This is a genomic window from Amycolatopsis thermoflava N1165, assembly GCF_000473265.1.
Classification (GTDB): domain Bacteria; phylum Actinomycetota; class Actinomycetes; order Mycobacteriales; family Pseudonocardiaceae; genus Amycolatopsis_E; species Amycolatopsis_E thermoflava.
The window spans coordinates 7,291,398-7,305,590 of record NZ_KI421511.1 but is presented as its reverse complement, the minus strand read 5'-3'; the positions used below and the strand labels follow the sequence as shown (position 1 = coordinate 7,305,590).

Genomic DNA, 14,193 nt, shown 5'->3' with positions numbered 1-14,193 from the left:
GGATGCGGTCAGGAGCGGCGGGCGTAGCGGCCCGGCGGCTCACCGACCACCGCGGTGAACTCGCGGGTCAGGTGGGCCTGGTCGGCGTAGCCGAGGTCGGCGGCCAGTTCGGCCCAGTCCACGGACTCGTCGCGCGCCGCCCGCTCGGCCGCGTCGTAGATCCGGTACCGGCGCAGCACCCACTTCGGGCTCACACCGATGTGGTCGGCGAACGCGCGCTGCAGCTGTCGCACGCTCATCCCGCCGCGCGCGGCCAGGTCCTCGACGCGCCGCAGGTCGCGGTCGCGCGCGGCGAGTTCGGCGAGGGCCGTGGTGTCCTCCGACGGCTGGCGCTCGGCCGGGACCAGCGGGGCGAGGGCATCGTCGAGCATCGCGGCGATCTCGTCGCCACCGGTGTCGCCCGCGAGCGCTTCGGCCAGCGCGGGCTCGGCACGGTGCAGTGCCGGGAAACCGTCGGCGACCGGGTGGACCTGGTCCGTGATCGTGGCCATCGACCTGCCCAGGAACGGGCGGAACCCGCCGGGCCGGAACATCACGCCCAGCGCCCGGCCGCGCCCGGACAGCCGGCGCGTGAAGCGCTGGGTCTGCACGCCGCTGACCATGCCGCGGCCCTCGTCGAACACGACGTTGACCACCGGGTGCACGAGGATGTGCTGCTCGTGGACGTCCGGCAGGTCCCAGGACACGAGCCAGTACCGGTCGACGAACCGGTCCACGCCCGGCGACGGGGCGTACCGGGTCAGCTCGAACCGCCGCAGCCCCGTGTTCGGGTGCAGGATGCCGCGGCTGTCCCGCTCGACCGGCTCGACCACGCCCCGAGCCTAGTCGCGTTTCTTCAAGACCGGCTGACGGCGCTCGCCTAGCGTGCGGGCATGACGACACGCGCGGAAAGCACCTTCACCAGCGAGAACAGCGAGACCACCCCGCGCGAGTGGACCGGCGGGTCGATGGCCAGGACGCGGTGGCTGAAGGAGTTCAGCGGCGACCTGGAGGGCACGAGCGTCGTCGAGGCGATCATGCTCCAGGTCGAGCCCGCGCCGGGTGGCGAGGCGGGCGCGATCTACGTCGGCGTCGAGCGGTTCGAATGCAGCCTGCACGGGCGCAAGGGCAGCTTCCTGCTGACCCACAACGCCACCTCGCTCGGCGAGGAAACCGGCGGCGAGTGGACCATCGTCCCCGGCTCCGGACGCGACGAGCTGACCGGGATCAGCGGCCGCGGGGAAATCCGGCCGGACCACCACTTCGTTTTGGCGTACACGCTTCCCTGAAATCGGTTAGGGTGTCGCAATTCTCGACGCCGAGGACGTGACGCCCATGATCGGAGAACGAACGGCGCAGCGCACATTCTTCGCGCCGCCGCGGGACCGGGAACCGGCCGAGCTGTACCGGGAGATCGTCGCCGGATCGGCCACCGCGAGCCGCACCGCGTTCGCGCTGGAGCCACACGCGCGGATCAGCACCAACACGTACTTCGGCCGTTTCCCTGCCAGTCACTGGCAGCGGTGGACCGATGTGCCGCGGGTGACGCTGCGGGTGCGGGCGCGTGGGTCGGGAATGATTTTCCTGATGGCGTCCGACAGCCTCGGCCGGGAACGCACAGTGGATTCCGCACGCGTCCATTCGGCGGAATCGGAATACGCCGAACTGACGGCCGAGCTGAATCGTTTCGCCGACGGTGGCGGATTGTGGCTGGAGGCCGCGACAGAGAACCGGCGGCTGCGGATCGACGACGTCCGGTGGCTGGTGCCGGGCCCGGGCCGGGGTCACGGCGCGGTGGTCGCGATGTGCACCCACAACCGTCCGGACGAGTGCGTCGCGACCCTGCGGACGCTCGCCGCGGACCGGGAGTGCCTGGACGCGCTGGACGCCGTGTTCGTGGTGGACCAGGGCAGCGATCCGGCGCCCGTCGAGCGCGCCGGGCTGGGCGGGAAGCTGCGGTACGTGCGGCAGCCGAACCTCGGCGGCGCGGGCGGGTTCGCGCGCGGCTTGAGCGAGGCCATGACCGAGGGTCGTCGCCCGCACGTGGTGCTGATGGACGACGACATCGTGCTGGAGCCGGAAACGGTGTTGCGCCTGATCGCGTTCGCCGAGCTGACCGTGGCCCCGGCGATCGTCGGTTCGCAGATGCTGCAACTGCTGCACCCGCACCGCCTGCAGGTGGCGGCCGAGTATGCGGACCTGCCACGCTTGCGAGCGGGCCGTCCGGTGCCGGGCGCCTACCAGGACGTGGACCTGCGGGAACACAAGCTGGACCTGCACGTGGACGGCGAGTACAACGCGTGGTGGACGTGCCTGGTGCCGCCCGAGGTGGTGGAGTCGATCGGCTTGCCGCTGCCGATGTTCTTCCAGTGGGACGACATCGAGTACGGCTTGCGAGCCCGGGCCGCCGGCCACCCGAGCATCACACTGGCCGGCGCCGGAGTCTGGCACGCGGACTTCTGGTGGAAGGACTGGGACGACTGGCCGCGGTACTTCAGCGTCCGCAACGGCCTGATCGTGGCCGCCCTGCACGGCGATTTCCAAGGGACCGCGGCTTTCCTGGCGGGTGAACTGGCACGCTACCTGGTGTCGATGAGGTACGCCCTGGCCGCGACGCTCATCCTGGCGATAGAGGACTTCCTGCGCGGCCCGGAGGTACTGTCGGATGGCGGCGCGCAAGCCGTGGCAGCGGTGCGGAAGCTGCGCCTGGAACACCCGGAAACCCAGCTGCGGCCGGTATCGTCGGTTGCCGGCACGCGCACTGTCCGATCCGGACCGGAGCCATCGCGCCCAGGACTGGTGATGGCGAAGCGAATCGCGTGGCACCTGCTGGGGAAGTCGCATGGGGAGGCGGCCGTTTCGGCGCGGGACAGCGAGTGGTGGCATGTGGCACTGTTCGATAGGGCGGTGGTGACGGACCCGTCGCAAGAGGGGGTGAAGATTCGGCAGCGGGACCGGGCCCTGGCGAGGAAACTGGCCACCGAAGGGGCGAAGGTCCTCCTGCGATTCCGCAAAGAGGCAGAACAGGCCGCGGACCAATACCGAGCAGCCTTGCCTGACATGACCACAAAGGACAGCTGGGCACAACACTTCAACAAGAGCTAAAAACAGGAACCCGGCAACGAAAAGCAAGCGACTACCCCAACCAGACCTCCCCCGCCCCCGATCCACAGCCGATCTTTGGTCGCCGATCAGGCGTGTCAAGGTACTCTTTCCCGCCTTGACACGCCTGATCGGCGACTGAAACACAATCAGGGAGAGGGGGCGGGGGTGGTCGGAAGGCGACCGTTCGGCGCCGTGAGGCGCTGTTTTTTGCGCGAAGGCGCGGGTTTAAAGATCAAAAGAGTCCTCGCCGGACGGGCAGGCTCCGGGATGACCTAGGGGTGCCTCGTCTCACCTTGGGTGGGTGGCTGGGTGGTCATCCCGTCGCCTTCCGGTTTGTGCATATCACCTTGAGCCAGGGCCGCAAGGTTGGCATGGTCGGCCGCCGGAAAGCACGCAGGTTGCGGCCCTGGCTCAAGGTGATCGCGCCGGTGTCAGGCGACGGGATGACCACCCAGCTACCTTGGGTTTGGTTCAAAGATTGCGCTGCGCGCTAGTCTTTCCAGTTTCGCATCAGGCGCACCCGGCTGCCCTGTTCCCCTGGCGTGATGTCCACTTCGGTCATCAGTGCGCGCATCAAACCTACTCCCCGACCCCTTATCCCCTTGTCGGCTGGGGGTGGGCGCCACTTGCCGTCGTCGGTGATCACGATTTCCACGGAACCCTCGTCGGCGGTTGCGGTCAGCGTCAGGGTGCCGTCGTCCCGGCCGGGGTAGCCGTGTTCGATCGAGTTCGTGCACGCTTCGTCGACGGCCAGGATCACGTCCGCGGCCGCCTCGTCGGGGACGTCGGACTGGGCCAGCCACTGCCGCAACTCCCGCCGCATGGCGACCAGGCTCCCGGGTTCCGCGGGCAGCTCCAGGCGCATCGGACCAGGCGGGTGCACGTAGACCAGCACCGCCACGTCGTCGTTGTGGCCGGACGGCGGCAACAGCCTGTCCAGCAGGTGCTCGGTGATCTCCGCCGACTGCCGGCGCGGCACCTCGCGCACCGCCACCCGCGCGCCTTCGATCGCCTCGTCGATCGGCTGGCCGTGCCGCTCCACCAAGCCGTCCGTGTACAGCAACAGCACCGAACCCGGCCGCAATGGCACCGTCGCACGTGGACGGTCCGCCGACCGGCGCACCGCCAACGGGACCGACAACGCCTGGTCCAGCAGCTGATCACTGCCGTCGGCGTGGCTGAGCACCGCCGACGGGTGACCGGCGCTGGAGTACGTCACCACCCCGGCCACCGGGTCGACCACCGCACAGAACACCGTGGTGCACAAGGCGCCCGGGATCTGCCGGGCGAACCCGTCCAGCTGGTCCAGCGCCCGCGCGGGATCGCCGTAACTCAACAGGAGCGCACTGCACGCACTGCGCAGCTGCCCCATCACCGACGCCGCGGCGAGCCCCCTGCCGACACAATCTCCCACGACCACCGCGATCCGGCCGTCCGGCAACCGCGCCACGTCGTACCAGTCGCCGCCGACCTCCAGCGGCCGCACCGCCGGTTCGTACCGCACCGCGAATCCGGCCGGCAGGTCCGTCGGGCCCAGGATCGCGTGCTGCAGGGTCAGCGCGACCGCACGCGCCTCGTCGTAGCTGCGGGCCCGGCCGAGCGCCTGCGCGAGCTGCGCCACCAGCATCCCGAACAACGCGCGGTCCTCGGCGCCCAGCACCTGGTCCGCCCGCTCCGCCAACACCACCGAATCACCACTGCCGAGCGTCGCCCCGAGTTCCCGGCTCGCCTCCGCAGGCCAGATCTGCCCCGGCGCCTGACGGCGCGCGCGGTCCAGCCGCTCGTACAACTCGGGCTCCAGCTCGTCGAACGAACCGGCCTCCGGATCGCCCGCGAGCAACCCGCCGCTCTCCACCGTCGGCCAGATAGCCGCCACCACCCGCGTCGCACCGAGGATCGCCCGCAACGCCGACACCCCGGCGTTCAGCACCTCCGCCACATCGGTGGCAGCCGCCAGGTCCGCGGCGAACGCGGCCAGCACCGCCTCCCGGTCCGCCGCCTCCTTCTCGACCGTCACGTCCCGCAGCGTCCCGACCAGCCAAGCCCGCCCGTCGTTCTCGGCGACGCGCGTCAGGGTCAGCGCGGCCCACGCCTCGCTCCCGTCCGGGCGCTCCACCCGGACCGACACCTCGTGCCCGTCACCCAGGTAGCCCACCAGGTCGGCGGCCGGCACGCGCTCGGCCTCCGCACCCAGCCACGGGTACGGCCACGCCATCGGCACGCTATCCCCGCCATACCCGGTGATCGTGGCGAACGCCGGGTTGACCTCGACCACCGTCCCGTCGCTGTCCGCGACGAACACGCCTTCCCGCAACGACTCGAACAACGCGCGGCGGAACTCCGACTCGCGCCGCCGCAGACCGGACAGCGCCAGGTTCGCCCGCACCCGCGCCAGCAGCTCCGCGCCGGAAAACGGTTTCGGCAGGTAGTCGTCCGCACCGGCCTCCAGACCGGACACCGCCGCCTCGACCCCGGCCCGCGCGGACAGGAACAACACCGGCACCGACTTCGTCGCCGGTTCCGCCCGCAACGCCCGGATGAGCCCGAACCCGTCCAGGCGCGGCATCATCACGTCCGACAACACGAGATCCGGGCGGTGCCGCCGCGCCAGCTCCAGCCCCTCGACGCCGTCCCGCGCGAGCAGGACCCGGCCGACCGGGCGCAGCATCCGTGCGATGAACCGGCTCAGATCGTTGTTGTCCTCGACCACCAGCAGCGTCGGCCCCGGCTGCTCGCCGGACTGCGCCGTCTCGCCTTCCCCGTCGACGCGCCACTGCAACGCCTCCTCGCGGTAGGCGGGCGCGGCGGCGAGCGCGAAGTCGACGGCCTTCGGCGGCGCGACCGCAGCAAGCGGCAACCGGACGCAGAACGTGCTCCCGGCCCCCTCCACCGAATCCGCGCACACCGTGCCGTCGTGCAGCCGCACCAGTTCCTGCACCAGCGCCAGCCCGATCCCGGCGCCCTCGTGGGAGCGGCCCTCCCGCCCGCGCGCCCGGTGGAACCGCTGGAACAGCCTGGGCAGCTCGTCGGCCGGGATGCCGGCGCCGGTGTCGGCGACCGTCAGCTCGGCGTGCCCGTCCACCTCCCGCAGCCGGACCGCGACCCCGCCCTCCCGCGTGTACTTGAGCCCGTTGGACAGCAGGTTGAGGACGATCTTCTCCCACATGTCCGGGTCGACGACCACCGCGCGGGACAACGGCGGGCAGTCGATCTCGAACCGCAGCCCGGCGCGCCGCACGGCCGGGGCGAAACTCTCCGCGATCTCCGTGGTCAGCGCGGCCAGGTCGTGCGGCGCGGAGTCCGGTTGCAGACGACCGGCTTCGAGCTTGGCGAAGTCGAGCAGGTCGTTCACCAGCCGCCGCAGCCGTCCGGCGTTGCGGTGCACCAGCTCCAGCCGCTCGCGCTGACCGGGCGGCAACGGCTCGGCGGTGTCGGCCAGCGCGTCCTCGGCCGGGCCGGTGATGAGCGTCAGCGGGGTGCGGAACTCGTGACTGACGTTCGCGAAGAACTCGCTCTTCGCGCGATCCAGTTCGGCCAGCGCCTCCGAGCGGCGGCGCTCGCCCTCGTAGGCGAGCGCGTCGGTGATCAGACTCGACACCTGGCCGCCGAGCAGTTCGAGGAAGGCCCGGTAGTCCGCGTCCAGCGCCTGGTAGGCCGACACCCCGAGCACCAGTGCGCCCACCGGCCCCACCCGCCCGGCGGCGACCAGCGGCAGCACCACGGCGCGGTCCGGCGCGGCCGTGCCGACCACCACCGGTTGCACGAAGTCCGGCCCGAACCGCTTCCGCAACCCGTCGCACACCCGGGTCCCGCCGTCCCACAACGGCCAGACCGGTTCCCCGCCGCGGTGCAGCACCGCGGGCGCGGCGCGCTCCCCGGGGCCGACCCCGTACGCGGCGGCCAGCGACGCCTGCCCCTCGTCGAACAGGTACGCCAGCGCGAACGGCAGATCGGCGCCGTGGCGGCTCAGCGCGGACACCGCCGACCGCGCGGTCTGCGCCACCGACCCGGCCGCCGACACCTCGCCGAGGTCGTTGAGCACTTCCATCCTGCGCTGGCGGACCACCTGCTCGGTGGTGTCCTGGACCGCGACCAGGATGCCCAGCACCTCGCCCCGGTCGCCGGAGATCGGGCTGTAGGAGAACGTCCAGTACGTCTCCTCGAGGTAGTTGTGCCGGTCGAGGAACAGCAGCTGGTTCTCCGAGTAGGTGGCGCCCTGACCGGTCATGACGTGACGTGTCAGCGGCCCCAGTTCGGCCCACGCCTCCGCCCAGCACTCGGACGCCGGGCGCCCGAGGTAGCGCGGGTGCTTCTCGCCCATCGCCGGGCGGTAGGCGTCGTTGTAGAAGACGGTGAGCTCGGGCCCCCACCACACCAGCATCGGGAACCGCGACGACAGCACCAGGCGCAACGCGGCGTGCAGCTCACGCGGCCACTCCCCGATCGGGCCGAGGGCGGTCGCCGTCCAGTCGCGTGCGGCGACCATCGCCCCCATCTCACCCACTGCGTCCAAATAGGACGTGTCAGCCGGACGCGTCATCGACCGTGTCAGCCCTCACCCAGGGCGCATTCGAGAGTTTCGGAAACGGTGAACACCTGCCGCAGATCGGCCGCCTCCAGCGCGCGCAGCACGACTCGGTTGGACGCGACCAGCCGCAGCGGTGTGCCGGCCTCGGCACACCGCTGCTCGGCCTCGACGAGCAGGGACAACCCGGCGGAACCGAGGAAGTCCACCTGGGACAGGTCGACGATCACCGGCTGCGGCGGCACGGCCGCGCGGCGGGCCTGGTCCATCTCGCTGATCATCGCCGGTGCGGAACACAGGTCCACACCGCCGGAGACGGTCACCACGACGGCGTCCCCGGTCACCCGGTGACGCACCGCGAAAGCTTCTTCGGCCAACGGAACCTCCCGGACACGCGTAGGGACACCTGCGGTGCGTTCAGCCTAATGCGGGGCCGGGAAGTCGGCAGATCTCGAGCTTCGTCAGCCCGCCAGCGCCGGCGCGGAATACGCGGCCAGCCGCTCCCGGACGTCCACCGGATCCCAGACCGGCGGCTCGAGGACGCCGGCCGCCACGCCGTCGCACAGGTCCTCGGCGAACCGCGCCACCACCCGTGGCGCGGGCAGGACGTCGGCGCCGAGGTAGGCCAGGACGATCAGGTCCTCGCCGCAGTGCGATTCGACGACCAGCGACCACCCGGTGTCCTCACTCCAGAGAAGGGCGGCGTCGCGGTCGGGGAACTCGGGAAGGCGCCGCTCCAGCGCCAGGTATGCGTTTGCCGGTGGTGGGTCTATCTGCACGAAGTAGGCGTTGCCGCCCAGCCCCAGAGCCTCGGTCACCAGTCGCACGTACCGCCGCAGCCCCCGCGCCTGCGCGTCCTCGTATTCCAGGTACATCTGCCCTCGCACTTCGCCCACCAGATACCCGGCGGGGCGCCCCTGCTTGACGCCTCGCCGGAAACCGGCCCCTTGACGGGTTTGAAACCGCTCATGGCCCAGCCGGGCTACCCCTGGCTCGCGAATCCCAAACCTGCCATTTCACTGTGGGTGCGCGCGCGGGCTGCCTCACGCACGAGCGCTGGGTGACTCCTCACCCTCGATGGTGAACGAGCCCAGCAGTCCGGTGATGTCCAGGATGCGCCGCGCGTAGCGGTCCACGTTGGCCAGCTTCACCGTGCCGCCCTGCTCCTCCGCGCTGGTCTTCGCCCTGATCAGGGCGCTGATGCAGGCCGAGTCGAAGAAGTTGAGGCCTTCGAAGTCGAGCACCAGGTGGATCACGCCGGATCCGAGCAGCTTCTCCACGGCCTGGTCCAGCTGGTCCACCGCGCCGTGGTCGATCTCGCCGAGCAGCAGCACACGTCCGCTGTCGCCGCTGGCCTCCGTGCGCACCACGGAAGCCGTGGCGGACCTTGTCGCGCCTTCGTCCGTCGTCATGGTTCGAACTCTCTCCAAAATCGTGGCGTCGGCTTCGGCCCCGGTTGTCGCCCGGCGGCCGTGTGCAATAAGTTTGCCGCAAGCCAACGAACTCTGCGCAACACTGCGGATCGTTCTGCTTACGACCTTCCACCATGCTGGAGCCTGGGAGCGATGACGACAACCTCCGACCGCCAGATCACCACTGTGGTCAGCGATTTCCTTGACGCCCAAAAGGAATCGATCGTCGCGCAGTGGGCCGACTCACCTTTCTTCCGCTCCGTGGCGCAGGATTCCGATCAGGCCGCCGGCGACAGCGCCGAGGTCCTGCGGGGGATCCGCCGGGCCATCGCGGCCGGTGACGCGGACAGCCCGGCCGCCGACGGCTTCAACGACCTGCGCTCGCTGCTCACCGCGCTCGCCTCGCAGCTCGACGGCAACGAGGGTGTGAGCCCGCGCACCGCCGTCGAGGTGAGCGACCTCAAGAAGCCGCTGCTGCGCCTCTGGCAGGAGACCGCGGATGCGGAATTGCTCACAGCGGGCGCCCTGCTGCTCTCCAGCGCGGTGGACACCCTGCGGCTGGTGCTCGTCGAGTCGGCGCTGGCGTCGGCCAAGGAGACCCTGGCCATCCAGCGCGAGCAGCTGACCGAGCTGTCCACGCCGGTCATCAAACTGTGGGACGGGGTGCTGGCGATCCCGCTGATCGGCACCCTGGACAGCATGCGCAGCCAGGTCGCCACCGAGAGCCTGCTGCAGTCGATCATGACCCACCAGGCCAAGGTCGCGATCCTGGACATCACCGGCGTGCCCACGGTCGACACGATGGTGGCCCAGCACCTGCTCAAGACCGCCATGGCGGCGCGGCTGATGGGCGCGGAGTGTGTCATCAGCGGTATCCGCCCGCAGATCGCCAACACGATGGTGCAGCTCGGCATCGACCTCGGCGAGGTCGCCACCCGCGCCCGGCTGGCCGACGCGCTGGCCTACGCCCTCAACCGGCTCGGCCTGCAGGTGGGCTCGTCCGCGGGACCGGGCGTGGTCTGATGGCAGGCATCCCGATCGTCAACCTGAGTGGTGTCCTGCTGGTCACCATCCAGGAGGAGCTCCTCGACCAGTCGGTGGCCGAGTTCGAGTCCGAGCTCACCGAAAAGGTCGTGGAGACCCGCGCCCGGGGTGTGCTCATCGACGTGTCCGTGCTGGACATCATCGACTCGTTCCTCGCCCGCACGCTGCACGACATCGCCGCCATCACCTCGCTGATGGCGGCCCGCACCGTCGTGGTCGGCATGCGGCCTGCCGTGGCCATCACCCTGGTCGAACTCGGCCTGACCCTGCCCGGACTGTCCACGGCGCTCTCCGTCGAGGAGGGTCTGTCACTACTCGCCCCGCCACCGGGGTCATCGCGGACGGCGCTGCGGTGACACGCGCGCCTTCCACGAACACGGTCGCCATCCACGACGAATACGACATCGTGCATGTGCGGCACGCCGCCCGGTCGGCGGCGTCCACCGCGGGGTTCAGCCTCGTGCAGCAGACCAAGCTGGTCACCGCCGCCAGCGAACTGGCCCGCAACGCCCTGGTCTACGGCGGCGGGGGGCAGGCGGAGATCGCCGTCGAGGACCTCGGCGGCAACCCGACGGTGCGGATGACCTTCACCGACAAGGGGCCGGGCATCCCGGACATCGACGCGGCCATGGCGGACGGCTTCACCACGGGTTCCGGCCTCGGCCTCGGGCTCGGCGGCGCCAAACGGCTCGCCGACCAGTTCCGGATCGACTCGGCGCCGGGCCGCGGGACGAGGGTGGAGATCAGCATGTCCGTCCGCAGAAGCGCGGGACCGTGACCCGCGACGACCTGATCGTGACCGAGCCGAGTCACGTGGGCCGCGCACGGGTCGTCGCCGCGTCGGCCGCGACCCGCGCCGGGCTGCCGCTGGAGCGGGTCCACCTGGTGTCGCTCGCCGCCACCGAACTGGCCTCCAACCTGCTCAAACACGCCGGGCGCGGGGTGTTCAGCGTGGTGCCCGCGCTGGGCAGGCTGGACGTGGTCGCCGTCGACTGCGGTCCGGGGATCGGCCGGATCGAGGACAGCATGCGCGACGGCTACTCGACCACCGGCACGCTGGGCGGCGGCCTCGGCGCGGTGCGCCGCGCCGCGGACGTGTTCGACGTCTACAGCAGGCGTGGCCAGGGCACTTCCGTGCTCGCGCGCTGGCACGCCGGCCCGTCGCCGCTGCCCGGTGGCCTGCGGATCGGCAGCGCGATTCTCACCGCACCGGGTGAAGCGGAATGCGGCGACCGCTGGACGGCGGAAACCACGGACGATAGCGTGACCATCGCGGTGAGTGACGGTCTGGGCCATGGCCGGCTGGCGGCGCGGGCCAGTGACGCGGCGATCTCCACCGTCGCGGCGCACCCCGAGCTGCGACCGGCCCGTATCCTGGAGCTGATGCAGCCGTCCCTCGCCTCCACCCGCGGCGCGACCGTGGCCGTCGCGCAGCTGAGTCCGGCGGAGGGGCGCATGCGGTTCTGCGGGGTGGGCAACGTGTCCACCCGGTTCTACGCGGACCAGGACGGGCCCGTGCAACGCATCGTGTCGCGGCACGGCATCGTCGGCGTCGCCGCGCGGCCGCGGCCGTCGGACTCCGCGTACTCGTGGTCCTCCCGCAGCTGGCTGGTCCTGCACTCCGACGGGATTTCGGACAAGTGGAGCAACACCGACTGGCCCGGCCTGTTCACCCACGACCCGGCCACCGTCGCGGGCTGGATCCTGGGGCAACGTGGCCGCGGCCGGGACGACGCGTGCGTGGTCGTCGTGTCGGGAGGTGGTGGACGGTGACGAAAGCCACCACCGAGGACCTGCTCCGCGAGCTGCGCGAGACCATCGCGCGGCAGGAGCGTGAGCTGCGGCTGCACCAGTCGGAGCTGGAACAGACCAACGCGGGCCTGCTGGCCCTGCACGCCGAGGTCGAGCTGCAGCGGCAGCGGTCGGCGTTCCTGGACGAGGTGAGCCGCAGCGTGTCGGCGTCGCTGCGCGGCCGGGAGGTCGTGGAGGCGCTGGTCGGGCTCATCGAGCGGGAGAACCTGGCCGACTGCGCCGGCGTGTGGCTGGTCACGGACGAGAGCCGCAAGCTCAAGCGCCTGCCGCGGCCGGACAGCGCCCCGGACGCGGACGTGAAACGCGTCGCGACCGGGCACCAGGCGCACATCGAGCCGAAGCGGCTGCTGCTCCCGCTGACGGTCGGGCCGCACCTGCTGGGCGTGCTCGAGCTGCACCGGGACAGCGAGTTCACCGGCGACGAGGTGTCCTTCCTCACCGCGGTCGCCGCGCGGTCCGCGGTCGGCCTGCGCAACGCGGGCGAGTACGAGCGGGAACGCGAGCTGGCCGAGCGGCTGCAGCACGCGATGCTGCCCACCCTGAGCACCCCGGACGAGCTGGAGCTGTGCGCCCGCTACCGGCCCGCGGCGACCGGCGTGAACATCGGCGGCGACTGGTTCGACGCGTTCACCAGGGCCGACGGCACGATCGTGCTCACCGTGGGTGACGTCACCGGGCACGGTCTCGACGCGGCCGTGGTCATGGGGAAGCTGCAGAACGCGCTGCGCGCCTACACCGCGGAAGGGCACGGCCCGGCAGAGGCGCTGCGGCTGGCCCACCACCTGCTGCGCGGGCTGGACAGCACGTTGTTCGCCACCGCGGTGGTCGCCGACCTGGAGCTGGAGACCGGCCGGATCCGCTGGGCCAGCGCCGGGCACCTGCCGATCCTGGCCTGCGGCGAGGACGGGGTCCGGCACCTGGAGCGCCCGAACGCGCCGATGCTGGGGGTGCCGTTCGCGTTCGACATCGCCGAGTACGAGGAGACCATCACGCCGGGCAGCGACCTGCTGCTCTACACCGACGGGCTGGTGGAGCGGCGGGCCGAGGTCCTCGACGACGGGCTGGCCCGGCTGACCGGGGCGTTCGCCGAGGTCACCAGGCTGCCCACGGACGAGGCAGGCGACCGGATCCTGTCCGAGATGCTGGGCCAGGACGAGCACGACGACGACGTGTGCCTGCTGCTGTGCCGGTGGTCGGCGCAGCCGGAACGCCCGTCCGGCCGCGGCGCGCGGCACATCCCGGCGCCCGGTTGAGCTCAGTGTGGGATGGCGAACTCCGCCCACACCCACTTGCCGTCGGAGCCGGTCTCGTAGCCCCAGGACTCGCTGACCGCCTCGACGATCACCAGGCCGTTGCCGCGCACCGAATCCCGTTCGGCCGGGCGCGGGACCGGGACGTGCACGTCGTCGTCCCACACGCGCAGCAGCAGGCGGTCGCCGTTCTGGCGCAGCACCACCGTGACCTCGCCCTGCCCGTGCTCGACGGCGTTGGTGACCAGCTCGGACGCGGCGAGCACGATGTCCTCCCTGGTGTCCGGGGGCACCTCCCACGCCTGCAGGGCGGAGGTGGCGAACTCCCTGGCCTGGCCGGCGGCCGGCGCCTCCTCGGGCAGCCGCGTCACCGCCCGCCGCCACTCCGACGGCTTGCTGTGATGCTTCGTCGGTCGGCGCGAGCCGTCGGTCCTCACAGTGTCCTCCCGCCAGCGGTCCTTGCTCGCGTATCGGCTGTGTTGGTGGTTCCCCGGACGTGGCCGGTTAACCACTTTCCGCCCCGATCCTCACCCGCGGTGAAGCCCGGTTAGGATCGGCGGACGGTTGAGCCGCCAGCCTGTTGCCGTGGCGGCTTCGGGTACCGGTGCAGCTTCCTTGTGGTCCGCCGACGGCAGGACGCGGTGAACGACGACAGTAGGAGGTATCTCGGGTGACCACCGAGTTGCGTGTCACGCGACGCCTCATCGACGGGGCCATCGTGGTCTCCGCCGCCGGCGATGTGGACCTGACCAGCGCGCCCGATCTGGAGAGCGAGGTGCAGTCCGCCTGCGCCGAAGCGCAGCCGCCGGGACCGGTGGTGGTCGACCTGTCCGGGGTGACCTTCCTGGGGTCGATCGGCCTGAGCCTGCTGGTGAACGCGCAGCAGAGGTGCGAGGAGAACTCGGTGGAGCTGCGGGTCGTGGCCACCAGCCGCGCCGTGCTGCGGCCGCTGGAGGTGACCCGGCTCGACGAGCAGCTGCGGATCACGTCGTCGCTCGAGGAGGCCGTGGCGCCGCCCGCGACCGAAGCGAGCTGATTGTCCCGCTCCCGCGTGGGGTACTCGCTG

The 14,193-nt window shown here is 71.2% G+C and carries 14 protein-coding genes; 8 read left to right on the top strand and 6 right to left on the bottom strand.

Annotated elements, in window-relative coordinates; genetic code table 11:
• Positions 1 to 8: 8 nt before the first annotated feature.
• Entirely contained in the window at positions 9 to 812 is an 804-nt protein-coding gene (locus tag AMYTH_RS0136285) for a helix-turn-helix domain-containing protein (protein ID WP_027934331.1), read from the bottom strand.
• Between the two features lie 60 nt (positions 813 to 872).
• On the opposite strand from AMYTH_RS0136285, the gene AMYTH_RS0136280 reads away from it, so the two are divergent.
• Both AMYTH_RS0136280 and AMYTH_RS0136275 read left to right on the top strand, forming a co-directional pair.
• On the top strand, positions 873 to 1,268 hold the full coding sequence (locus AMYTH_RS0136280) for a DUF3224 domain-containing protein (protein WP_027934330.1): 396 nt from the start codon (positions 873 to 875) through the stop codon (positions 1,266 to 1,268).
• 46 nt (positions 1,269 to 1,314) lie between these two features.
• Positions 1,315 to 3,084 (top strand): glycosyltransferase, encoded by a 1,770-nt coding sequence (locus AMYTH_RS0136275; RefSeq protein WP_027934329.1) that lies wholly within the window; start codon positions 1,315 to 1,317, stop codon positions 3,082 to 3,084.
• A 490-nt stretch (positions 3,085 to 3,574) separates the two neighbouring features.
• Here the strand turns inward: AMYTH_RS0136275 and AMYTH_RS0136270 are convergent, their stop codons facing one another.
• The 4 genes from AMYTH_RS0136270 to AMYTH_RS0136255 form a co-directional block, all read right to left on the bottom strand.
• Positions 3,575 to 7,570: a SpoIIE family protein phosphatase gene (locus AMYTH_RS0136270; RefSeq protein ID WP_228685113.1), complete on the bottom strand. Its 3,996-nt coding sequence runs from the start codon at positions 7,568 to 7,570 to the stop codon at positions 3,575 to 3,577.
• 62 nt (positions 7,571 to 7,632) lie between these two features.
• On the bottom strand, positions 7,633 to 7,986 hold the full coding sequence (locus AMYTH_RS0136265) for an STAS domain-containing protein (protein WP_027934327.1): 354 nt from the start codon (positions 7,984 to 7,986) through the stop codon (positions 7,633 to 7,635).
• An 84-nt stretch (positions 7,987 to 8,070) separates the two neighbouring features.
• Positions 8,071 to 8,496, bottom strand: coding sequence for a DUF6292 family protein (locus AMYTH_RS0136260; RefSeq protein WP_228685111.1), 426 nt, complete (start codon positions 8,494 to 8,496; stop codon positions 8,071 to 8,073).
• Positions 8,497 to 8,652: 156 nt separating this feature from the next.
• Positions 8,653 to 9,021 (bottom strand): STAS domain-containing protein, encoded by a 369-nt coding sequence (locus AMYTH_RS0136255; RefSeq protein WP_020422971.1) that lies wholly within the window; start codon positions 9,019 to 9,021, stop codon positions 8,653 to 8,655.
• Positions 9,022 to 9,174: 153 nt separating this feature from the next.
• Between AMYTH_RS0136255 and AMYTH_RS0136250 the strand changes: the two genes are divergently transcribed.
• The 5 genes from AMYTH_RS0136250 to AMYTH_RS0136230 are packed head-to-tail and all read left to right on the top strand — an operon-like array spanning position 9,175 to position 13,130.
• The gene (locus AMYTH_RS0136250) at positions 9,175 to 10,044 is read left to right on the top strand and encodes an STAS domain-containing protein (protein WP_027934325.1); all 870 of its coding nucleotides are present in this window, start codon (positions 9,175 to 9,177) and stop codon (positions 10,042 to 10,044) included.
• The gene (locus tag AMYTH_RS0136245; protein ID WP_020422973.1) at positions 10,044 to 10,421 is read left to right on the top strand and encodes an STAS domain-containing protein; all 378 of its coding nucleotides are present in this window, start codon (positions 10,044 to 10,046) and stop codon (positions 10,419 to 10,421) included. The genes AMYTH_RS0136250 and AMYTH_RS0136245 overlap by 1 nt, the downstream gene beginning before the upstream one ends.
• Complete coding sequence (locus tag AMYTH_RS0136240) at positions 10,418 to 10,843, top strand: anti-sigma regulatory factor (protein WP_017984529.1); 426 nt, start codon at positions 10,418 to 10,420, stop codon at positions 10,841 to 10,843. Before AMYTH_RS0136245 ends, AMYTH_RS0136240 begins: the two co-directional genes overlap by 4 nt.
• On the top strand, positions 10,840 to 11,838 hold the full coding sequence (locus AMYTH_RS0136235; RefSeq protein ID WP_027934324.1) for a SpoIIE family protein phosphatase: 999 nt from the start codon (positions 10,840 to 10,842) through the stop codon (positions 11,836 to 11,838). Before AMYTH_RS0136240 ends, AMYTH_RS0136235 begins: the two co-directional genes overlap by 4 nt.
• Complete coding sequence (locus AMYTH_RS0136230) at positions 11,835 to 13,130, top strand: PP2C family protein-serine/threonine phosphatase (protein WP_027934323.1); 1,296 nt, start codon at positions 11,835 to 11,837, stop codon at positions 13,128 to 13,130. The genes AMYTH_RS0136235 and AMYTH_RS0136230 overlap by 4 nt, the downstream gene beginning before the upstream one ends.
• A 2-nt stretch (positions 13,131 to 13,132) precedes the next feature.
• On the opposite strand, the gene AMYTH_RS0136225 is transcribed toward AMYTH_RS0136230, so the two are convergent.
• The gene (locus AMYTH_RS0136225; protein ID WP_027934322.1) at positions 13,133 to 13,564 is read right to left on the bottom strand and encodes an ATP-binding protein; all 432 of its coding nucleotides are present in this window, start codon (positions 13,562 to 13,564) and stop codon (positions 13,133 to 13,135) included.
• Positions 13,565 to 13,797: 233 nt separating this feature from the next.
• On the opposite strand from AMYTH_RS0136225, the gene AMYTH_RS0136220 reads away from it, so the two are divergent.
• Positions 13,798 to 14,163 (top strand): STAS domain-containing protein, encoded by a 366-nt coding sequence (locus AMYTH_RS0136220; RefSeq protein ID WP_027934321.1) that lies wholly within the window; start codon positions 13,798 to 13,800, stop codon positions 14,161 to 14,163.
• Positions 14,164 to 14,193: the final 30 nt, after the last annotated feature.